Source organism: Faecalibaculum rodentium (genome assembly GCF_001564455.1).
Taxonomy (GTDB): Bacteria; Bacillota_I; Bacilli_A; order Erysipelotrichales; family Erysipelotrichaceae; genus Faecalibaculum; species Faecalibaculum rodentium.
Map to the genome: position 1 here is coordinate 418,018 of NZ_CP011391.1, position 20,375 is coordinate 438,392.

Consider the following 20,375-nt stretch of genomic DNA (forward strand, 5'->3'; position numbering starts at 1 on the left):
ACGAAATGTCACGTATCGGCAATAAACTGATTACCGTTCCGGCCGGCGTCACTGTGGAAGTAGCCGACGGGAATGAGGTGACTGTCAAGGGTCCCAAGGGTACTCTGACGCGCAAATTCAGCGACCTGATGGACATCGAGGTCAGCGAAAACGAAGTGAAGGTCAAGCGCCCCAACGATGCCAAGCACACAAAACAGCTGCACGGCACCACACGGGCTCTGCTCCACAACATGATCGAAGGTGTTGCCAATGGCTTCACCCGGGAACTGGAACTGGTTGGTATCGGATATCGTACAGCTGTCAAGAACGGCAAGCTGTCGATGAACGTCGGCTATTCCCACCCCGTTGACATGGAAATCGAAGAAGGCCTGGAAGTCACCTGTCCTTCTGCCACGACCATCAAGGTTGAGGGCATTGACAAGCAGCAGGTCGGCCAGTTCGCCGCTCTGGTGCGTGCGGTCCGCAAGCCGGAACCCTACAAGGGCAAAGGCATTCGCTACAAAGGTGAAAACGTGCGCCGCAAAGAAGGCAAGACTGCCGGCAAGAAGTAGTCGTGGGAAAGGAGAAAACATATGCTTAAGAAAACATCCCGCAATGCTGCGCGGATCCGCCGTCATGTGCGTGTCCGCAGAAAAGTCAGCGGTACTCCTGAATGCCCGCGTCTGAATGTCTACAGAGGCAACGCCAACATCCACGCACAGATCATCGATGACACAAACGGAAACACTCTGGTTTCCGCATCCAGTGTCCAGATGAAGCTGGAAAATGGCGGTAATGTTGAAGCTGCAAAGGCAGTGGGAACAGAGCTGGCAAAGCGCGCTGCAGAAAAAGGCATCAAGAATGTTGTCTTTGACCGTGGCGGTTATGTATACACCGGCCGTGTGAAGGCACTGGCTGATGCGGCCCGCGAAGGCGGACTGGAATTTTAGGAGGCCCTGACCAATGGCGAATGAAAGAAAACCCAGACGGGAACAGAAAGAATTCGACGAACAGGTCATTGCGATCAACCGCGTGACCAAAGTCGTCAAGGGCGGCCGGAATTTCCGCTTCGCTGCCCTGGTGGTGGTCGGTGACCACAAAGGCCGTGTCGGCATCGGTACCGGCAAGGCGAAGGAAGTACCTGATGCAATCCGGAAAGCTGCGGAAAACGCCCGCAAGAACGTGTTCCGCGTACCTCTGGAAGGCACAACGATTCCTCACGATGTAACCGGCCGTTATGGTGCAGGCGCTGTCTTCATGCGTCCTGCTGCCGAAGGTACCGGAATTTCCGCCGGCGGTGCTGCACGAGCAGTGCTGGAACTGGCTGGCATCAACGATATCCTGACAAAGTGCCTGGGTTCCCGGACGAAGATCAACGTGGTTCGTGCCACAGTTGACGGTCTGAAGAGCCTGCGCACGATCGAGCAGGTGGCTGAACTCCGCGGCAAGAAGCCGTACGAGATCCGCTAGTAAAGGAGGGCACGATGAAACTTCATGAAATGAAATCCATGGCTCCCCGCACTGCCCGCAAACGGGTGGGCCGCGGTCCTGGAAGCGGCCTTGGCAAAACAAGCGGCCGTGGTCAGAAAGGTCAGAACGCCCGGAGCGGCGGCGGTGTACGTCCCGGTTTTGAAGGTGGCCAGACACCTCTGGCACGTCGTCTGCCGAAGCGTGGATTCACAAACATCAACCGCAAGGAATATGCAGTTGTCAATGTGGAGGATCTGAACCGGTTTGAAGACGGAACCGTGGTAACACCGGCTCTTCTGAAAGAAGTCGGACTGGTCCGCAAGGAACTGAACGGCGTCAAGATTCTCGGCAACGGGGAACTGACAAAGAAACTGAATGTAACAGCAGCAAAATTCTCCAAATCTGCGGTCGAAGCCATTGAAAAAGCTGGCGGAAAGGCCGAGGTTCTCTAGAGAATGGGCTCTTCCATCAAGGCAATGTGGACGAACAGAGACATCCGGAACAGGATTCTGTTCACCCTCTTTGCCTTTCTTGTGTATCGTCTGGGCTGTGCCATCACGGTTCCTGACGTAAACACCACCGATCTGGTCGCGGGCCTGGGTGACAATTCCCTGTTTGCGATGCTGAACCTGCTGGGAGGAGGGGGCCTGGAACAGTTCTCTGTTTTTGCCCTCGGTGTCACTCCCTATATTACGGCCAGCATCATTATTCAGCTGCTGAGCATGGATGTTATCCCGAGCCTGACCGAGCTTTCAAAATCCGGCGCCAACGGACGGAAGAAGCTTGACAAATACACGAGATATCTGGCGGTGGTCTTCGGCTTTGTTCAGTCGATGTCCCTGGTCTACGGGTTTTCACAAAGTTACCCTGGCCTGATCGTCGGCGGTGTCAGCCCGGCCAAACTGCTGTATATCTCCACCATTTTCACTGCAGGCACTATGTTCCTTGTCTGGATCGGCGACCAGATTTCGGTCAAGGGCATCGGCAACGGTATTTCCATGGTCATCATGGCGGGAATCGTGGGCAGAATGCCCCAGCAGTTCTCCGCTGCATGGACAAGTCTTGCCGGCGGTGAAGCGGCCAGCGGCCTCTGGCTGTTTGCGGCCTATGTGCTGTTCTACCTGGTGATCATCGTCTTCGTCACCCTGATCAACACGGCAGAACTCAAAATACCCATCCAGTACACATCCAGTTCCCTGGCCATTCAGAAGAGCACGAAGATGAACTATCTTCCCCTGAAGGTCAATTCTGCCAGCGTGATCCCCGTCATCTTTGCACAGTCCCTGATGATGGCCCCGCTGCAGATCGCATCGTTCTTTCCCGCGAAGGACTGGATGACGACGATGAACAGCTGGCTGGGTATGAAAACCTGGTATTCTCTGACGATTTATGTGGTTCTGATCATTCTGTTCACATTCTTCTATACGAAGATGCAGATCAATCCCGAGAAAGTCGCGGAGAACCTGGGCAAGTCAGGTGCATACATTCCCAGTGTGAGACCCGGAAAACAGACCGAGGACTACATCAACAAGGTTCTGTCCCGGATCACGGTCCTGGGTGCCCTGTGTCTGGCTGTGATTGCGGTCCTGCCGCATCTGATGCCGCTTGTATGGCCTGAAATGCCCGGTTCCATGGCAATCGGCGGAACCGGCATGATCATCGTCGTGGGTGTGGCCCTGGAAACTGTCCGTCAGGTACAGGGGCTGATCACCCAGAAGTCCTACAAGAATTACTTCGAAGAGTAGAAGGGAAAGACATGAACATCTTCATTATGGGAGCCCCGGGTTCCGGAAAAGGAACCTTCTCCAGCCGCATCAGGGATACATACAATCTCAACCATATCTCCACCGGTGACATCTTCCGGGAGAACATCTCGAAGGGAACACCGCTGGGTCAGCAGGCCAGACAGTATTCTGAAAAAGGTCTGCTGGTTCCGGATGAAATCACCAATGCGATGGTGGCCGACTACCTCCGGAATCTTCCGGACAGGAAAAACGGCTATCTGCTGGACGGCTATCCCAGGACTCTCGCCCAGGCGAAGGCCTTTGAAGAACTCACGGCAGGAACGGCGGACGCTCCGGATCTCGTTCTTTCCATGGATGTCCCCTTCGATGTGCTGACAAAGCGCATCACCGGGCGCAGAACGTGCAGCAAATGCGGTGCCATCTATAATATATATACGAAGGCACCTGCGGCCGAGGGCATCTGCGATGCATGCGGCACAGAGCTGTCGCAGCGCAAGGACGACAATGAGGAGAGCCTGAAGGTGCGGCTGAATGAATATGCAGCCAACACCGAACCTGTTATTGACTACTACGCTTCCAGAGATATGGTCGAGCGTGTGAATGCAGACCGTCCCATCGAAGAAATCTGGTCGGATGTACAGGAGATCCTGAACAGCAAATAACTGACCGGGTGGCAAAAACTTGAAATCCAGATAAATTGCGCTTATACTATATAAGCGCATTTATTTGCGTTTATACATTCACGTTTCTGCTGCAATCCGCATTTGCATCGTAAAATACGCATTCCAGCAGGGGACAATACGTGATCACAGGAGGAACAGATATGAAAGTAAGACCGTCTGTAAAACCGATCTGCGATAAATGCCGGGTTATCCGCCGCAAGGGCCGGGTCATGGTGATCTGTGAAAACCCGAAACACAAGCAGAGACAGGGAAACTAGGAGGAAACAATGGCACGAATTGCAGGAGTAGACATCCCCAACGACAAGAGAGCTGTCATTTCGCTCACTTACATTTACGGTATCGGCCGCACAACGGCATCCGATATCCTGAAGGCTGCCGGGATCAGCGAAGACAAGCGCATCAAGGATCTGACAGAAGCCGAACTGAACACCATTCGTAAAGAAGTCGACAAGATCAAGGTTGAAGGCGATCTGCGCCGTGAAGTACAGCTGAACATCAAGCGTCTGATGGAAATCGGCTGCTACCGTGGCATCCGTCACCGGAAGGGTCTGCCTGTTCGCGGACAGCGCACCAAGACCAACGCACGGACCCGCAAGGGCAAGGCAAAGACAGTCGCAAACAAGAAGAAGTAGGTGAGGAGCAGAAATGGCTAAAGTACAGAGAAGGACAGGAAAACGCCGGGCACGCAAGAATATCGCCCGCGGCGTAGCTCACATCCACTCCACGTTCAACAACACGATCGTCACGATCACGGATGAGAACGGAAACGCTGTGAGCTGGAGCTCTGCCGGAGCTCTGGGCTTCAAGGGAAGCCGCAAAAGCACCCCGTATGCCGCACAGCTGGCAGCGGAAGCAGCCGGCAAGGCCGCTATGGACCATGGCATGAAGACCGTGGCAGTCGAAGTCAAGGGACCTGGTCCCGGACGTGAAGCTGCTGTTCGTGCACTGCAGGTGGCAGGTCTGGATATCACGATGATCAACGACGTGACTCCGATTCCCCACAACGGCTGCCGCCCGCCGAAGCGTCCCCGCGGATAAGATATTTAACATGACACAAGAGGAGGTGTCCGCATGAATACGTTTAAGATCGACACCCTGGAGACCAGCCAGACTTCCGGATCGTTTCGAATGAGCCCGCTGCCGGATCATTTCGGCATCACTCTGGGCAACGCCCTGCGGCGTGTACTGTTATCCGCAGTGCCGGGAGGTGCTGTGTTCTCGATTCGGATCGACGGCGTATTCCATGAATTCACCGGCATCAAAGGCGTGACGGAAGATGTTGCACAGATCATTCTGCAGATCAAACAGCTGATCCTGAAGATTGACATCAATGACAATGACATCTACAAACTGCGCATCAATGCGGTGGGTCCGTGCACGGTCACGGCCGGTGACATCGAATGTCCCGAAGGTGTGGAGGTCCTCAACAAGGATCTGCCCATCTGCACCCTGGCACAGGGGGGGTCCATCAACATTGAGATGCAGGCCCGGCTGGGACGCGGCTATGTAGGTGCCGAAACCAACAAGCACATCTACCAGAATGACGGACAGCCTCTTGGAATTATTTATACAGACGCTTTGTATTCACCGGTGAAACGCGTCGCCTACAAAAGCGAGCCGGAACTGGATGAAGCAGGCGCTGCGTATGACACACTGACGATGGAAATCGACACAGACGGAACACTGAGCCCGGAAGAAGCGCTTTCCATCGCCTCGAAAATCCTCAGGGATCACCTGGCGATTCTTCAGAACCTGGATGAAGCAGTTGTGGACAACCCCGCAGCAGTGGAAACCGTCACTGAAGAAACATCATCCGGACTGCAGCACAAGCTCATCGAAGACCTGGAACTGTCGGTTCGTTCCTATAACTGCCTCAAGCGGGCAGGCATTACCACGGTGGAGGAACTGATCGACAAGACCGAAGACGAACTGATGCATGTACGGAATCTGGGTAAAAAATCCCTGAAGGAAGTCAAAGAAAAAATCTACTCCCTTGGACTCAGCTTCAAGGCGGGCAACGAATAAAACAGGAGGAACACCATGAGAAACCGCAAGCTCGGACGGACCAGCGATCACCGCAAGGCTCTGCTGAGAAATATGGCTACCTCGCTGATCGAAAACGGTCAGCTTGAAACTACGGAGATGAAGGCGAAAGAGCTCAGCGCTGTCATGGACGGCCTGGTGACTCTGGCAAAGAAAGGCGATCTGGCTGCACGCCGTCAGGCCGCTGCCTTTGTCCGCGACGTAGAGGTAGACGAAGCCGGAACAACGGCTCTCCAGAAGCTTTTCAACGAAATCGGTCCGGCGTTCGCTGACCGCAACGGCGGCTACACCCGTGTCATCAAGACCCGGATCCGTCGTGGCGATGCAGCTCCGATGGCCATCGTGGAATTCGTGAAGTAACACCCGTTACTTCACTTTTTTCATACATCAGAAGCGTTTACTGTTATGAAAGACAGTCTTGAAATCACGAAGGAAGCCGTTGTGGGGATGGTTCCTGTCATGGAGGCAGAGGGCCTTGAAGAACTTGCGGCCCTGGCCAAGGCAAACAACTGCCGGACCATGCTGGAAATCGGGACAGCCGTTGCCCGCACTGCTGTCTACATGGCAGAACAGGGGCTCACGGTCACGACCATTGAACGGGACCCGGACATGATCTGGCAGGCACGCAGAAACATTGCGGAAAGCGGACAGTCTGTCCGGCTTGTGGAAGCCGATGCCCGGGAGGCGGACATACGGGGTACCTTCGACCTGATTTTCATCGATGCTGCAAAAAGCCAGTACAGGAGGTTCTTTGAACGCTATGCACCACTGTTGTCGGAACATGGTATCATTGTGACTGACAACATGAAGTTTCACGGCATGGTGGATCATCCGGAACGGACACAGAACCGGCATACCAGAGGACTGATCCGGCGTCTGCGGGAATACCGGCAGTACCTGGAATCACTGGAGGACTGGGAAACAGAATTTCTGGATGACAGGGGCGATGGAATCGCCGTATCAAGGAGGAAACGATGAACTGGTTCAGATTTGCGCTGGCGGCGGCCGGCATTGCAGCAGGAGCAGCGGCAGTGGCTGCATCGATCGTCAAGAAGGAAGAAGACCGGGAGATGGATGATTACCTCATGTCCGATCCGGATGTCGAAGAGGAAGTCATCTGCATGCCTGAACGCATTCAGATGGATGCGGAGGCATGGAAAAACCTGGATGATGATTCGCTTCCTGTCCGGATCTCCTACGCAGTGGAAGATGCAGAGACGGCAGCGATGGCACAGGAACTCCTGGCAGCAGGCGGATACTCCAGTAGTATGGACACCGAAGCCGGTGTGCTGGATGTTCTGTATACCCAGGAACAGCCTGTGGATGTCCTGGTGGATTGCGCAGGGCTGGATGGCGTACTCTACACCGGTTACTGCATTGCGGAATAAATATGATACAGGGACGCGCGAGCGTCCTTTTCGATTACAGCAGACATCCGGAATGACTTCCCTTTGATAAGATAACGCAGGCATTACGCAAACAGGATTCGCACAACTCAATGAAAATGATATTATCGAAAGCATGGGAGGAACCGCATGACCAAAGATACAAACGGCAGGGACGCAGTGAGTGTTCGCGACCTGACCTTTTCATACGATGGCGAAACAGATGTGCTCAAGGGCATTTCCTTCGACATCCCCCAGGGCAGCTATACGGCTGTCATCGGCCACAATGGATCGGGGAAGTCCACGCTGGCCAAACTCCTCATCGGTCTGCTTGCCGCAAAATCCGGAACGATCCGCATCCTGGGACAGGAGCTCAACGAAGAAACCGTGTATGACATCCGCAACCGGACGGGCATAGTGTTTCAGAACCCGGACAACCAGTTCATCGGCAGCACCGTGGCAGATGACATCGCCTTCGGGCTGGAAAACCGCTGCATTCCGCAAAACGAGATGCAGGGTCTGATCGAGACCGCCGCTGCACAGGTCGGGATGACGAAGTTCCTGGAGTCCGAACCGACAAAGCTCTCCGGCGGCCAGAAGCAGAGAGTGGCCATTGCAGGGATCCTGGCGGTGGCACCGGACATCATCATCTTCGATGAATCCACCAGCATGCTCGATCCCCGGGGCAAGAAGGCCATCAACGAAGAGATCCGCCGGCTGCATGAAGAACGGGATATCACGATTCTGTCCATCACCCATGATATGGAGGAAGTGGCACAGAGCGACAACGTTCTGGTGCTCCGGGATGGAACCATTGCCATGACCGGCACGCCGCGGGAAGTATTCAGCCGTGAGCGGGAGCTGAAGGAAATGGACCTGGATGTTCCCTTTGCATGGAAAATCACAGAGGAGCTCATGAAACTCGGGCTGGCGGATCACCCGGCCCTGAATCTGGAGGAGGCAGCGGAAGAACTATGTCGATAGAAGCCAGAAACCTGGGCCATGTGTATAGCCCGGACACGCCCTTTGCCTATCAGGCACTGGATGGCGCCAGCGTCAGGATCCCGGAGGGGAAAATGACGGCGATCATAGGACAGACAGGCAGTGGAAAATCCACGTTTGTGCAGCACCTCAATGGTCTGCTGGTGCCGACTGCCGGGGAACTGGAGGTCCTGGGCCGCAAAATCCTGCCGGGGATGAAAATCAAAGACCTGAAGGAACTCCGCCGGCAGGTCGGACTTGTGTTTCAGTTTCCGGAATACCAGCTCTTCGAGGAGACCATTGGCCGGGACATCGCATTCGGTCCCAAAAACTTCGGGGTCAGTGAAGAAGATGCCCTGGAGCAGGTGAAAGCGGTTCTGCCGGTGGTGGGGCTCGATGAATCGTATCTCGAGCGGAGTCCCTTCGATCTTTCCGGCGGCCAGAAGCGCCGTGTGGCCATCGCCGGGATCCTGGTGCTGGATCCGGAGGTTCTGGTGCTGGATGAACCCGCTGCGGGTCTGGATCCACAGGGGGCCAAAGAGATGATGGAACTGTTTGCGGACCTGAACATCAAGGCCGGAAAGACCGTGCTCCTTGTTACGCATGACATGGAACATGTGCTGAAATACTGTGACCATGTCATTGTCATGGACCAGGGGAAAGTCGCGCGGGAGGCGGATGTGGATGAGTTTTTCTCGCACCCGGAATGGCTGGAGGCCATCGGCATCGACCCTCCGGGCATCGTCCGGCTGCAGCTCAGGCTCCGGGAGCGGGGTATGGACCTGGGACCCATCCGACTCCGGGACCGGGACCTGATCGAAGCTGTGCGTGACTGGAAAAAAGACCATGATACCGGAACACAGCAGGACACAGAGGTGACGGGCAAATGAACAACATTGCACTGGGCCGCTACCTGCCGCTGAACTCCGTTGTGGACAAAATGGATCCCCGGGCGAAGATCCTCATCATGCTGCTGCTCATGATCGCGATTTTCATACCCGCCGGGTTCTGGGGCTATCTGCTGATTTTCGCCTTCATCTGGATCGCGCTGAAGCTCTCGAAGCTGACCATCGGCTTTGCGCTCCGGAGCATGAAACCCATGCTGTTCATGATGGTGTTCCTGCTGGTGATCAACGTGTTCGCCATCAAAACCGGAGTGCCGCTTGTGCAGTGGGGCTGGTTTTCCATTTACTCCGATGCCATTTCACAGACGGTATATATAATAGTAAGGCTGCTGCTCATGGTGATCATCACCACGATCCTGACAGCCACCACCAAGCCGCTGGACCTCACGCTGGGAATCGAAAAGCTGCTCAAGCCCTTTGAAGTCATTGGCGTGCCTGCACATATCATTGCGATGATGATTTCCATTGCCCTGCGGTTCATCCCCACGCTGATCGAAGAGACGCAGAGGATCATGAATGCCCAGGCCAGCCGCGGAGTGGATCTGGAGAACGGCACGCTGAAGGAAAAAATCATGGCGGTGCTTGCCCTGATCGTTCCGCTGTTTGTCTCGGCCTTTGACCGGGCGGATCAGCTCGCCAATGCCATGGAAGCGCGGGGATATGATCCCCAGCGGGAGCGTACACGCTACAAGGTGCTGCAGATGACCGGCATCGATTACGCAGGCCTGGCTGCAGCCGCAGCAGTACTGGCCGGATGCATTGTGCTGGCACTCGTGCGATGACAGATCCGGTATCCGGGCTGCAGCGGTTTTGTGCCCTGGTCCAGTACGATGGAACAGACTATGCAGGCTGGCAGCGTCAGGTCAACGCGCTGTCCATTCAGCAGGTGATCGAAGAGGCACTGGAAAAGCTCATGGGCAATCCGGTGCGGATCACCGCCAGCGGCCGGACCGACACCGGTGTCCATGCCCTGGGCCAGGTGTTTCATTTCGATGCCCGGCCGGGCATCCGGTATGAAGCGGCCCTCAACACATTACTGCCCAAAGATATCCGGATCTTGGAGGTCCGCCCTGCAGCGCCTGACTTTCATGCCCGCTTTTCTGCGAGGAAAAAACGGTATGACTACTGGATGACCAGCCGCCAGCCTGACCCGTTCACCTGGCGCTACAAATGGTTCCGGCCGAAAAAACCGGATCCTGGACGCATGCGCGAGGCAGCGGCTTTCCTGCTGGGAACGCATGATTTCACCAGCTTCACGAACTGCCACCACCATCCGGACAAGAGCCTGGTGCGGACAGTGACCCGCCTGGAGATCCTGGAAGAAGGAGAGGACATTCATCTGGTGTTTGAAGGCACGGGGTTCCTCCGCTACCAGGTGCGGATGATGACCGCCGTCCTGGACGCCGCCGGCAGAGGCCGCATCGAGCCGCAGGATGTGAGGCGGATGCTGGAGATGAAGGACAAACACGCCAGCCGCTACAACGCCCCGGCCCATGGACTGTTCCTGACCAGGGTCTGGTATGATCCCGGAGCGGCAGACTGGACGAAGACTGCTGCGAAAGGCAGGATGAAAGATGATTACGAACACACAGAACCATAAACCCGTTGCCCGGGACAAAGCAGCGCTGATCCAGGCAAACTATCACACCCATACCCGGCGGTGCCTGCATGCCGGGGGAACCGATGAAGAGTATGTGAAGGAAGCCATCCGGAATGGATACGAAGTCCTGGGGTTTTCCGATCACTGTCCCTGGAAGTATGCGACAGACTATGTCCCGAAAATGCGGATGCGCCTGGAACAGTTTGATGACTATCAGTCCAGCATCCTGACTCTGAAGAAAAAATACAAAGGCCGCATCGAGATCCTGCTGGGGCTGGAAGCGGAGTACTTTCCGCAATATATGGACTGGCTGCTGGACTTTGTGATCGAGAAGCAGGTGGACTATCTGATCTTCGGCTGTCACTATCACCAGAGCGATGAAACCGGGCGGTATTTCGGCCGTATTGCCAGAGAAGGGTTTGATACGTATATCCAGGCGGTCATGGACGGACTGGAAACAGGGATGTACAGCTACCTGGCACATCCCGAGCTTCCGCTGCGGTCCCTGGACTGGGATGACGGCGTGACGGAGGGGTTCACACGCATCTGCCGGTATTGTGCAGCACATGACATTCCGCTGGAGTACAACGTCCTGGGGCTGCAGCTGGCAAGACGCACCGGTCGGGAAGGATACCCGCACCACCGGTTCTGGAAAATAGCGGGGGACTGCGGCTGCCGGGCCATCATTGGCATGGATGCCCATCATCCAAAGGACCTCCGGGTGTCCCTGTACAGAGCCGCCAGACGCACTCTCGAAGAGGCAGGAGTCACGCTGGTGCACGAGATTCCCCGTGTGGATTTCAAGGGGCTGCGCGCCCGGCGCACCGCCGCTGCACAGACACCGGAGATCCTGCACAAAAACGAAGACTGACGGAAAAAGGCGTTGATTTTATCGGCGCCTTTTTATAGACTATAGGTTGGCTGAACTCCAGCCTTTTGAGCCCCGGTAACGCTCAAATCATAGGAGGAAATATCATGCGCCAGACAACGATGGCAAAACCCGCTGAAGTAGTCCGCACATGGTACGTGATCGACGGTGAAGGTCAGACGCTTGGACGTCTTGCGACCACGGCGGCTCATGTACTGCGCGGCAAGCACAAACCTACATATACTCCGAACGTTGACTGCGGTGACTATGTGATCATCGTGAACGCCGACAAGGTGAATATGACAGGCAACAAGCTGAACACTGAAAAGTATTACAACCACTCCGGCTATTTCGGAGGCATGCGTGTGCGCACTGCGAAAGAAATGAAGGAAAAATACCCGGTTGAATGGGTCAAGCACGCCGTGAAAGGCATGCTGCCCCACACAAAACTGGGTGACAAAATGCGTGGACATCTGTTTGTCTACACAGGCCCCGAACACCCGCACGCAGCTCAGCAGCCTGTTGAGCTCAAGGTGAAAGGATAGGAGGAATAGAGAATGGCAGTCAATAAAACGGACCTGGTCCAGTACCATGGCGTCGGACGACGCAAAAAATCTGTTGCTCGTGTCTTTCTGCGTCCGGGAACAGGAAACATCACTGTAAACGGCAAACCCCTGGAGCAGTACCTGCCCAGTGAGATCCTGCAGCAGGTGGTCAAGTCCCCCCTGGATCTGACCAACACGCTGGATCAGTTTGACGTGATCGTGAATGTAAACGGTGGCGGGTTCACTGGTCAGTCCGGTGCGATCCGTCACGGCATTACCCGTGCACTGATGGAAGCCAACGAAGGCTACCGCCCCGTTCTTAAGGCAGCCGGTTTCGTAACCCGTGACCCCCGTGCCAAGGAACGGAAGAAGTATGGTCTGAAGGCCGCACGCCGCAGCCCGCAGTACTCCAAGCGTTAATTTCAGCGAGGATATTTCAAGACAGGACAGCGTCTGTTCTGTCTTTTTATTTGGCAGAAACCGTTGACCGGCAGACATGTTTGCAAGGCAGGACCGGTCAGGAAAAGGCAAAGAAAAAGGAAAGCAGCCGCTTTCCTTTTTCTTTGTGTTCCCACATTGTCAGAATTCCGCCACCTGCACAGCAGGCCGCAGTGTGATCATGAACCCGTGCCGGCAGGCCCTCAGCACATCTTCCTCTCCTGCACCGAATGCCCACTGACACCCGATGCCAAGAAACAGGTTGGTCAAAGAGAGCCAGATTTTGCGGGGATCCGAAAGATTCCGGATCTGACCGCTTTCCTGTGCCTTCAGGATTGCCGCTTCAATGTCTGTCTGCAGTTCATGCCCGGCGGTGTTCGGGTGGGTGTGACTGCGCAGGCAGCGGATCACATAATGGGAATACAGGTCATGCCCCAGAGACTGGCTGCGTTTCATGATGCAGCTGGTTCCGGCCCAGATCTCCTCGATGTATTCCCCCGCGAGATCCAGTGTGGCCATTTCCTGCCGCACGGTTTCATCTGCTCCCCGGTAAAACTGGGACAGCAGGGCATCCTTGGATGCCGCAAACTTATAGAATGTCGGTTTTGTGATGCCCACCTCGTGACAGATATCCATCACCGAGACATTGTCGTAGCCCTTTTCCCGGAACAGCCGGAAGGCTGCATCCGAAATTTCGGGCAGTGAGGTTTTCCGCTTCATGCCGGCACCTCGCACAGAGCCTGCAGAGAGTCCAGAAACTCATCCATGACATCCACAGACCCCTCATTCAGGATCCACCAGGCACAGAACCCGATCATTGTGGACATGATCACATCATAGAGCTGCTCCGGTTCTGTGTCGTCCAGGATTTCCCCGGATGCCTGGGCTTTCCGGATCACCGCCGCCATGCGCGAACGGAAGTCCGGATCCACCCGGAACCGGTCCTGTTCGGACAGAACATTCTGGATGAACAGCTGCATGCAGAAATCTGTCCCGAAGGACAGAAAGGAAGTCAGAAACCCGCAGAAGCCGTGTTTCAGGCAGTTCCACCAGGATCCCTGTATCTGAGGATCATCCCAGGTGTCATCGGTGTTTCCGGCAATCCGGTAGAAAAACAGTTCAAGAAGATCGCCCTTGGTCACTGCATACTTGTAGAATGTGGGTTTCGTGATATCGCATGCTTCACAGATTTCCCGCACACTGACATTGTCATATCCCTTTTCCCTGAAAAGCTGCAGAGACGTGTCGAGAATCAGGGGCTCCAGATCCCGGCGCTTCATGGTGTGACCAGACGGTAATGCATAATCGATCACCCTTTCCCCTGCGGCATCGCGTAAACTTTACCGCAGTCAACTTTCAACACCATTGTATGCTTTGTTTTTCCGAAATGCAATTAACCTTGGTAAATACAGGACAAAAAGGAACAAAAATTGTAACATTCAGTCACTCCCTGACAGTTTGCTCCCGTCCCTGGGCATTTAGCCCGACAACCCGTCTGCTCTCTGCCTGTCCCCGGCCGATGCAGGCGTCACCTTCCGCTTTCTTTCTTTTGTTTCTGAAAGGTTTTCAGTATAGTAGGGTGGTATGGAGGATTTGATCATGAGAGATACAGAAATGTTTGACATCATTGGCCGGGAGGAAGACCGCCAGAAATACAACGTGGAACTCATCGCCTCGGAAAACTTTGTCAGCGATGAAGTCCGGGAAGCCCAGGGCTCCGTGCTCACCAACAAATACGCGGAAGGCTACCCCGGAAAGCGCTATTACGGCGGCTGCGTGCATGTGGACGAAGCCGAGCGCCTGACCATTGCACGGGCAAAGGAACTCTTCGGTGCCGAATACGCCAACGTGCAGCCGCATTCCGGTTCCCAGGCGAACATGGGGGTCTACCTGGCGGCACTGGAACCCGGTGATACAGTGCTGGGCATGGACCTGACCAGTGGCGGTCACCTCACCCACGGTCATCCTCTGAACTTCTCGGGCCGGAGCTACAACTTCGTTCCCTACAACGTCAACCGGGAAACAGAACGCATTGACTACGACGAACTCGAGCGCCTGGCGCTGGAACACCACCCGAAGCTGATCGTTGCCGGTGCCAGTGCCTACCCCCGGGTGATCGATTTCAGCCGGCTGCGGGAAATCGCCGACAAGTCCGGTGCCCTGCTGATGGTGGACATGGCCCACATCGCAGGTCTGGTGGCAGCAGGCCTGCACCCCAGTCCCGTTCCCTATGCGGATTTCGTGACCACCACGACCCACAAGACCCTCCGCGGGCCCCGCGGCGGCCTGATCCTCGCAAAGGAAGAATATGGAAAGAAAATCGATTCCCGTGTCTTCCCCGGTATGCAGGGAGGACCGCTGGAGCATGTGATTGCCGCCAAGGGCGTGGCACTGCACGAAGCCATGCAGCCGGAATTCAAAACCTATGCACAGAATATCCTGAACAACGTGCAGGCCATGGCCGACGAATTTGAAAAAGCCGGATTCCGCATGGTCTCCGGTGGTTCCGACAATCACCTGATCCTGCTGGATACCATGTCCAGTCTGGGCATGACGGGAAAAGAAGCCGAGCGGCTGCTGGACCTGGCGGGCATCACCTGCAACAAGAACACGATTCCCTTCGATCAGCAGAAGCCGTTTGTCACAAGTGGCATCCGTCTGGGCAGTGCGGCCATGACAAGCCGGGGATTCGGCGAGCCCGAATTCCGTCAGACAGCCCGCTGGATCGTGGATGTCCTGAAAGACGGGACGGATGAACACGCTGCGGCTGTCCGCAAAGAGGTCCGGGCCCTGACAGAAACATTCCCGACAGGAGCCCAGGTTTGATCCGGCTGATCTGCGTCGGAAAAAACAAGGACAAAGCCCTGAAAAGCCTGGAAACCGAATACATCCGCCGCATTGGCGCCTTTGACCGGATCCAGGTCGAGGAAGTCAAGGACGAACCCAATATCCACGTGGACCGGGAAGCCGAAGACCGGCGGGTCCGGGATGCGGAAGCCGACCGGGTGCTGGAGAAGCTGAAGCCGGATGACCGGGTCGTGCTGCTGGACCTGCATGGAGACATGCCGGATTCGGAAGAATTTTCCCGGGAACTCATACGGCGCAGGGATGCGGGGCATCTCGTATTCGTGATTGCGGGCAGCCTTGGACCCGGGGAAAAGCTCGTGAAGCGGGCCGACAGCCGTCTGAAGCTTTCGGACCTGACCTTTACCCACATGATGACCCGGGTACTCCTGCTGGAACAGATTTACCGGGGATTCATGATCCACGCCGGACGGTCCTATCACAAATAATTCACAGACAGACCGGGCAAGACCCGGAAGACAGGAGGCCTGATGCAGAGACCTCCTGTTTTTTTTTTTTTTTTTTGAACGGGACAGACAGGCTGCAGTCCGCTGTCGGGGAAACCGGATTTGATACCCACTTACAAATCCCCTGAACCGCGACATAAGTGCCCCTGCAGGTGATATACTGTTTACGATGCGAAAAGCATAGGAGGATTATCATGGCAAAGAGAACTGTCAAAGACCTGGACGTCAAAGGCAAAAAGGTCATCGTCCGCTGCGATTTCAACGTGCCCCGCAAGGACGGAGTCATCACGAATGACAACCGGATCGTGCAGGCCCTGCCGACGATCAAATACCTGCTGGAGCAGGGAGCCAAAGTCATCCTGATGTCCCACCTGGGCAAGGTGAAGACAGAAGAGGACAAGGCGAAGAACAGCCTGGAGTGCGTGGCTGTCCGTCTGGCTGAACTGCTGCCTGACACAAAGGTGGAATTCTGCAATGAGACCCGCGGTCCCGTTCTGGAAGAGATGGTCAATGACCTGAAGGACGGTCAGATCCTGCTGATCCAGAACACCCGCTATGAAAAAGGCGAATCCAAGAACGATCCTGAACTGGGCAAGTACTGGGCAAGCCTGGGTGATGTATTTGTGGAAGATGCATTCGGTTCCGTACACCGTGCACATGCATCCACTGTCGGCATTCCTTCCAACCTCCCGGAAAACGGTCTCGGATTCCTGGTGGAAAAGGAAGTGGACATGCTGGGCAAAGCCGTGGATGACCCGAAACACCCCTTCGTGGCCATCATTGGCGGTGCCAAGGTATCCGACAAGATCGGCGTGATTGAAAACATGCTGGAAAAAGCCGACAAGGTGATCGTCGGCGGCGGCATGGCCTACACATTCCTGAAGGCCCTGGGCGAAAACGTCGGAAACTCCCTGGTGGAAGAAGACAAGATCGACCTGGCGAAGGCCACGCTGGAAAAAGGAAAGGACAAGATCGTCCTGCCGGTTGACCACGTGATTGCCGATGCATTTGCCAACGATGCCAACACACAGGTTGTGGAAGGCGACATCCCCGAAGGCTGGATGGGTCTGGACATCGGTCCGAAATCCGTGGAAAAATTCAAGGAAACCCTGGATGGTGCCAAGACTGTAGTATGGAACGGCCCCATGGGTGTATTTGAAATGCCGAACTTCGCCAAGGGCACCCTGGAAGTCTGCACAGCCATCTCCGAACTGCCGGAAGCCATTACGGTGATCGGCGGCGGCGACTCCGCTGCAGCAGCGATCCAGCTGGGATTCAAGGACAAGTTCTCCCACATTTCCACAGGCGGCGGCGCTTCCCTGGAATACATGGAAGGCAAGACACTGCCGGGCATCGCTGTCATCAGCGCGAAAGACTGATCCGGGTTTGAACGGGAGGATATCATGAGAGAAGCAATCATTGTCGGAAACTGGAAAATGAACAAGAACAACGCGGAGACACAGGCTTTCTTTGAGGAAGTCGATCCCGCGGCTGTCAGCGACAAGGCCCTGTATGGCATTGGCGCCCCTTTCACAGACCTGAAAACAGCTCTGGACAACGCAAAGAACCTGATCGTTGCAGCAGAAAACGTGCACTTTGAGGATTCCGGCGCGTTCACGGGCGAAGTCTCTGTTCCCATGCTGGAAGAACTCGGCGTGAAATACTGCATCATCGGTCACAGCGAGCGCCGTCAGATGTTCGGCGACACGGATGAGACTGTGAACAAGAAGGCGAAGAAACTGCTGGCTGCCGGCATGACTCCGATTCTGTGCATCGGTGAGACCGAGGAAGAATATGATGCAGGCAAGACCAAAGACGTCATCACATCCCAGCTGAACGGCTCCCTGGCAGACATTCCTGCGGATGAGTACAAGAACATCGTCATCGCCTACGAGCCCATCTGGGCCATCGGCACCGGCAAGTCCGCTTCTGTGGAAATCGCGGAAGACTGCTGCAGGCTGGTCCGTGATGTCGTCCGTGACATGGTCGGCGAAGAAGCGGCTGAAGCAGTCCGCATCCAGTACGGCGGATCCGTAAAACCGGGCAACATCGTGGAATACATGGCACAGCCGGATATCGACGGGGCCCTGATTGGCGGTGCTTCCCTGAAGCCGGACAGCTTCCTGGAAATCATCGAAAAAACAAAGTAGGCCGGTTCAACCGTGCTTCAAAAAGCGGGGAGTCAGTCCGGAAAAGACAGGCTGTCCGCTTTTTCTGTGTCCACAGCTGCCCTGAAAAAAGCAGAAATGACATACCATTTTCTGATACACTCACGTATGGAAGAGAGAGGGAAGTCACATGAAGGAAAGAACCGATTCCACAAAAGATCCATGGCTGTTTGCGTCTGATTTTGACAACACACTGTATTTTCATGACGGCAGCGGGTTTCACGAACAGGACATCCGGATGATCCGGGCCTGGCAGAAGGCAGGAAATCTGTTCGGGATCTGCAGCGGCCGCTCCCTGCATCATTTGATTCACGAATTCCAGCCCCTGTTTTCTGCAGCAGGCCTCACACCGGATTTCTTCATCTGCACATCCGGGGCCATCCTGGCGGATGGAGAAGGGCGGGTGCTTGCAGAACATCCTCTGGATCCGGCGGTGATGCAGGAGGCTGCACACCGGTGTTTAGATGCGGTGATGGTCCACAACAGTGAAGAGCTGTTCTGTCTCAACAGACAATGGGAGACATTTCAGCCAGTCAGCCGGATTCCGGAGGACAGAACCTTTTACGGTCTCTCCACCTGGGCGGAGGACAGCAGGCGGATCAATGTGGCGGGACTGCCCCTGGAGGCCTATGTCAATACAGTCACGGTGGACTATGTTCCGGCGGGTGTCTCCAAGGGCACCGGCATTCTGGAACTGTGCCGGATCCTGGGACTGGACCCGAAAAAAACCGCCGGAATGGGGGATTCCTGGAATGACCTGCCGATGATCGACACAGTATCATATGGCTTTACTTTCCCGGATGGACCGAATATTGTAAAAAAAGCATCCGCTTACGAGGTGGACTCCATCGCGGCAGCCCTGGAGAAAGTGTCGGAAATCCGGCACTTGCAAACGCTTTGAACCTGGATGGTACGCCAGGACCCATTGAGTTTGTTCAGGCCCTATGTTAGTGTATGTTTGAACTTTCGCAGAACAGGAGGCAAGGAATGAATTTTGTAGAGGACAATGGTAAAAAAATCGCAGCTGTCTTGTGCGTGGCATCATGTTTCCCCGTGATTGCCACAGTCTACGCTATGGAGACCGCACCTGGATGGCATGGCGACAAGTACATCAACAATGACTCCACTGTAGCCAAAGGATGGCAGGAGATTGAAGGCAAGTCCTGGTACTTCTCTGAAGAAGACGGAACTGTTGATACAGAAACCACACGCAGCGCCGTTGTTGCAAGTGTTTCATCCAGCGTCAAGGATGAAATGAAGGCAAAAGCGGAAGCGGCCATTACCGAACAGGCTGCTGCAGAAGCAGCCGCTGAAGAGCCCGTTGCACCCGCTGCAGAAGAAGCAGCTCCCGTTGAAGAGGCGGCACCTGTTGAAAAGACAGTACCGGCAGTCGAAGAGGCAGCTCCTGTTCTGGAAGCCGAACCGATGGTTGCCGAGACCGTGGTCGAACAGCCGGTGGAAGCCGCACCTGCAGTAACTGAAACTGCCCCGGTCGTGGAAGCCGCACCGGTTGAATCCATCCCCGTGGAAGAAGCCGCACCCATTGTGACAGAAACCCCTGTTGTGGAGACTGCCCCTGCCCCCGTGACACCGGAAGAAGCAGCTCCTGCACCGGTTGAACCCGCACCGGCACCCGAGTATGTGGCACCGGCACCGGAACCCGCACCGGCACCCGAGTACGTAGAACCGACACCGGAACCCGCACCGGCACCCGAGTATGTGGCACCGGCACCGGAACCCGCACCGGCACCCGAGTACGTGGAACCGACACCGGAACCCGCACCGGCACCCGAGTACGTGGAACCGACACCGGAACCCGCACCGGCACCCGAGTATGTGGCACCGGCACCGGAACCCACGCCGGAACCTGCACCGGCACCTGTGGATCCCAATGCGGACCTGAACAGCTCCATTGCCAATGCGGCTCTGGGCATGGTGGGAACCACCAATGGCTGGCAGTGCACCGAAGTCGCCACCGGCGCCCTGAATGCAGCCGGCGTTGGCGCAGGCGTTGTATGGCCCAGCGAGTACATCCAGTATGGATACTACGTGGATCCGTCCCAGGCAGTGGCCGGAAACCTGATTTACTACAACAACGGCGGAAATGGCTATGACCACATTGCTGTCTACATCGGTGACGGCCAGGCCGTTCACGGAAACTACGACGGCCAGACTGTCGTGGCAGATGCCTATCTGTCCACCGCCGGTTCGCCGCAGTTCATCCAGATTGCACAGTAAACAAACAAGCCTGACG

The 20,375-nt window shown here is 55.6% G+C and carries 27 protein-coding genes and 1 pseudogene; 26 read left to right on the top strand and 2 right to left on the bottom strand.

What is annotated here, in order from left to right; genetic code table 11:
• The first annotated feature begins 5 nt into the window (after positions 1 to 5).
• From rplF to rpsI, 20 genes and pseudogenes are all read left to right on the top strand, one after another.
• Positions 6 to 551 (top strand): 50S ribosomal protein L6, encoded by a 546-nt coding sequence (gene rplF / locus aalo17_RS02025; RefSeq protein WP_067554930.1) that lies wholly within the window; start codon positions 6 to 8, stop codon positions 549 to 551.
• 21 nt (positions 552 to 572) lie between these two features.
• Positions 573 to 929 carry a 50S ribosomal protein L18 gene (gene rplR, locus aalo17_RS02030; protein WP_067554932.1) on the top strand — a complete coding sequence of 119 codons (357 nt, stop codon included), beginning with the start codon at positions 573 to 575 and terminating at the stop codon, positions 927 to 929.
• Positions 930 to 942: 13 nt separating this feature from the next.
• Positions 943 to 1,449, top strand: coding sequence for a 30S ribosomal protein S5 (gene rpsE, locus aalo17_RS02035; protein WP_067554935.1), 507 nt, complete (start codon positions 943 to 945; stop codon positions 1,447 to 1,449).
• 14 nt (positions 1,450 to 1,463) lie between these two features.
• Positions 1,464 to 1,901 carry a 50S ribosomal protein L15 gene (rplO, locus tag aalo17_RS02040; RefSeq protein WP_067554938.1) on the top strand — a complete coding sequence of 146 codons (438 nt, stop codon included), beginning with the start codon at positions 1,464 to 1,466 and terminating at the stop codon, positions 1,899 to 1,901.
• 3 nt (positions 1,902 to 1,904) lie between these two features.
• Positions 1,905 to 3,194, top strand: coding sequence for a preprotein translocase subunit SecY (gene secY / locus aalo17_RS02045; protein ID WP_067554941.1), 1,290 nt, complete (start codon positions 1,905 to 1,907; stop codon positions 3,192 to 3,194).
• Positions 3,195 to 3,205: 11 nt separating this feature from the next.
• On the top strand, positions 3,206 to 3,856 hold the full coding sequence (locus tag aalo17_RS02050) for an adenylate kinase (RefSeq protein ID WP_067554944.1): 651 nt from the start codon (positions 3,206 to 3,208) through the stop codon (positions 3,854 to 3,856).
• Between the two features lie 161 nt (positions 3,857 to 4,017).
• The gene (gene rpmJ / locus aalo17_RS02055; RefSeq protein ID WP_003866328.1) at positions 4,018 to 4,134 is read left to right on the top strand and encodes a 50S ribosomal protein L36; all 117 of its coding nucleotides are present in this window, start codon (positions 4,018 to 4,020) and stop codon (positions 4,132 to 4,134) included.
• Positions 4,135 to 4,143: 9 nt separating this feature from the next.
• A complete protein-coding gene (gene rpsM / locus aalo17_RS02060) occupies positions 4,144 to 4,509 on the top strand; it encodes a 30S ribosomal protein S13 (RefSeq protein ID WP_067554947.1) in 366 nt (121 codons plus the stop codon).
• 13 nt (positions 4,510 to 4,522) lie between these two features.
• A complete protein-coding gene (gene rpsK, locus aalo17_RS02065) occupies positions 4,523 to 4,915 on the top strand; it encodes a 30S ribosomal protein S11 (RefSeq protein ID WP_067554949.1) in 393 nt (130 codons plus the stop codon).
• Between the two features lie 33 nt (positions 4,916 to 4,948).
• Entirely contained in the window at positions 4,949 to 5,902 is a 954-nt protein-coding gene (locus aalo17_RS02070) for a DNA-directed RNA polymerase subunit alpha (protein WP_067554952.1), read from the top strand.
• A 15-nt stretch (positions 5,903 to 5,917) separates the two neighbouring features.
• Complete coding sequence (rplQ, locus tag aalo17_RS02075) at positions 5,918 to 6,280, top strand: 50S ribosomal protein L17 (RefSeq protein WP_067554956.1); 363 nt, start codon at positions 5,918 to 5,920, stop codon at positions 6,278 to 6,280.
• 42 nt (positions 6,281 to 6,322) lie between these two features.
• Positions 6,323 to 6,898: pseudogene (locus aalo17_RS02080) on the top strand (O-methyltransferase); the annotation flags it as partial.
• A complete protein-coding gene (locus tag aalo17_RS02085) occupies positions 6,895 to 7,308 on the top strand; it encodes a hypothetical protein (protein WP_067554963.1) in 414 nt (137 codons plus the stop codon). The pseudogene aalo17_RS02080 and the gene aalo17_RS02085, both read left to right, overlap by 4 nt.
• Positions 7,309 to 7,455: 147 nt before the next feature.
• On the top strand, positions 7,456 to 8,289 hold the full coding sequence (locus tag aalo17_RS02090) for an energy-coupling factor transporter ATPase (RefSeq protein WP_067554966.1): 834 nt from the start codon (positions 7,456 to 7,458) through the stop codon (positions 8,287 to 8,289).
• Positions 8,280 to 9,176: an energy-coupling factor transporter ATPase gene (locus aalo17_RS02095; RefSeq protein ID WP_067554970.1), complete on the top strand. Its 897-nt coding sequence runs from the start codon at positions 8,280 to 8,282 to the stop codon at positions 9,174 to 9,176. Before aalo17_RS02090 ends, aalo17_RS02095 begins: the two co-directional genes overlap by 10 nt.
• Complete coding sequence (locus aalo17_RS02100) at positions 9,173 to 9,973, top strand: energy-coupling factor transporter transmembrane component T family protein (RefSeq protein WP_067554973.1); 801 nt, start codon at positions 9,173 to 9,175, stop codon at positions 9,971 to 9,973. The genes aalo17_RS02095 and aalo17_RS02100 overlap by 4 nt, the downstream gene beginning before the upstream one ends.
• On the top strand, positions 9,970 to 10,791 hold the full coding sequence (truA, locus tag aalo17_RS02105; protein WP_145907443.1) for a tRNA pseudouridine(38-40) synthase TruA: 822 nt from the start codon (positions 9,970 to 9,972) through the stop codon (positions 10,789 to 10,791). Before aalo17_RS02100 ends, truA begins: the two co-directional genes overlap by 4 nt.
• The gene (locus aalo17_RS02110; RefSeq protein WP_236940497.1) at positions 10,766 to 11,662 is read left to right on the top strand and encodes a histidinol-phosphatase; all 897 of its coding nucleotides are present in this window, start codon (positions 10,766 to 10,768) and stop codon (positions 11,660 to 11,662) included. The genes truA and aalo17_RS02110 overlap by 26 nt, the downstream gene beginning before the upstream one ends.
• A gap of 104 nt (positions 11,663 to 11,766) precedes the next feature.
• Positions 11,767 to 12,204: a 50S ribosomal protein L13 gene (gene rplM, locus aalo17_RS02115; RefSeq protein WP_067554976.1), complete on the top strand. Its 438-nt coding sequence runs from the start codon at positions 11,767 to 11,769 to the stop codon at positions 12,202 to 12,204.
• A 12-nt stretch (positions 12,205 to 12,216) separates the two neighbouring features.
• Positions 12,217 to 12,624 carry a 30S ribosomal protein S9 gene (rpsI, locus tag aalo17_RS02120; RefSeq protein WP_067554979.1) on the top strand — a complete coding sequence of 136 codons (408 nt, stop codon included), beginning with the start codon at positions 12,217 to 12,219 and terminating at the stop codon, positions 12,622 to 12,624.
• A 159-nt stretch (positions 12,625 to 12,783) separates the two neighbouring features.
• Here rpsI and aalo17_RS02125 read toward each other — a convergent pair whose 3' ends face one another.
• Together aalo17_RS02125 and aalo17_RS02130 are read right to left on the bottom strand one after the other, a co-directional pair.
• A complete protein-coding gene (locus aalo17_RS02125; protein WP_067554982.1) occupies positions 12,784 to 13,362 on the bottom strand; it encodes a TetR/AcrR family transcriptional regulator in 579 nt (192 codons plus the stop codon).
• On the bottom strand, positions 13,359 to 13,955 hold the full coding sequence (locus aalo17_RS02130) for a TetR/AcrR family transcriptional regulator (RefSeq protein WP_143385517.1): 597 nt from the start codon (positions 13,953 to 13,955) through the stop codon (positions 13,359 to 13,361). Before aalo17_RS02130 ends, aalo17_RS02125 begins: the two co-directional genes overlap by 4 nt.
• Before the next feature lie 286 nt (positions 13,956 to 14,241).
• On the opposite strand from aalo17_RS02130, the gene glyA reads away from it, so the two are divergent.
• From glyA to aalo17_RS02160, 6 genes are all read left to right on the top strand, one after another.
• Positions 14,242 to 15,468: a serine hydroxymethyltransferase gene (gene glyA / locus aalo17_RS02135; protein ID WP_143385518.1), complete on the top strand. Its 1,227-nt coding sequence runs from the start codon at positions 14,242 to 14,244 to the stop codon at positions 15,466 to 15,468.
• Positions 15,465 to 15,935 carry a 23S rRNA (pseudouridine(1915)-N(3))-methyltransferase RlmH gene (locus aalo17_RS02140; protein WP_067554992.1) on the top strand — a complete coding sequence of 157 codons (471 nt, stop codon included), beginning with the start codon at positions 15,465 to 15,467 and terminating at the stop codon, positions 15,933 to 15,935. The genes glyA and aalo17_RS02140 overlap by 4 nt, the downstream gene beginning before the upstream one ends.
• 212 nt (positions 15,936 to 16,147) lie before the next feature.
• On the top strand, positions 16,148 to 17,332 hold the full coding sequence (locus aalo17_RS02145; RefSeq protein WP_067554995.1) for a phosphoglycerate kinase: 1,185 nt from the start codon (positions 16,148 to 16,150) through the stop codon (positions 17,330 to 17,332).
• A gap of 24 nt (positions 17,333 to 17,356) precedes the next feature.
• Positions 17,357 to 18,103, top strand: coding sequence for a triose-phosphate isomerase (tpiA, locus tag aalo17_RS02150; RefSeq protein ID WP_067554998.1), 747 nt, complete (start codon positions 17,357 to 17,359; stop codon positions 18,101 to 18,103).
• A 148-nt stretch (positions 18,104 to 18,251) separates the two neighbouring features.
• Positions 18,252 to 19,022 (top strand): HAD family hydrolase, encoded by a 771-nt coding sequence (locus tag aalo17_RS02155; protein ID WP_067555001.1) that lies wholly within the window; start codon positions 18,252 to 18,254, stop codon positions 19,020 to 19,022.
• Between the two features lie 86 nt (positions 19,023 to 19,108).
• Positions 19,109 to 20,359, top strand: a complete 1,251-nt coding sequence (locus tag aalo17_RS02160; protein WP_067555003.1) for an NlpC/P60 family protein — start codon at positions 19,109 to 19,111, stop codon at positions 20,357 to 20,359.
• The last annotated feature ends 16 nt before the right edge of the window (positions 20,360 to 20,375 follow it).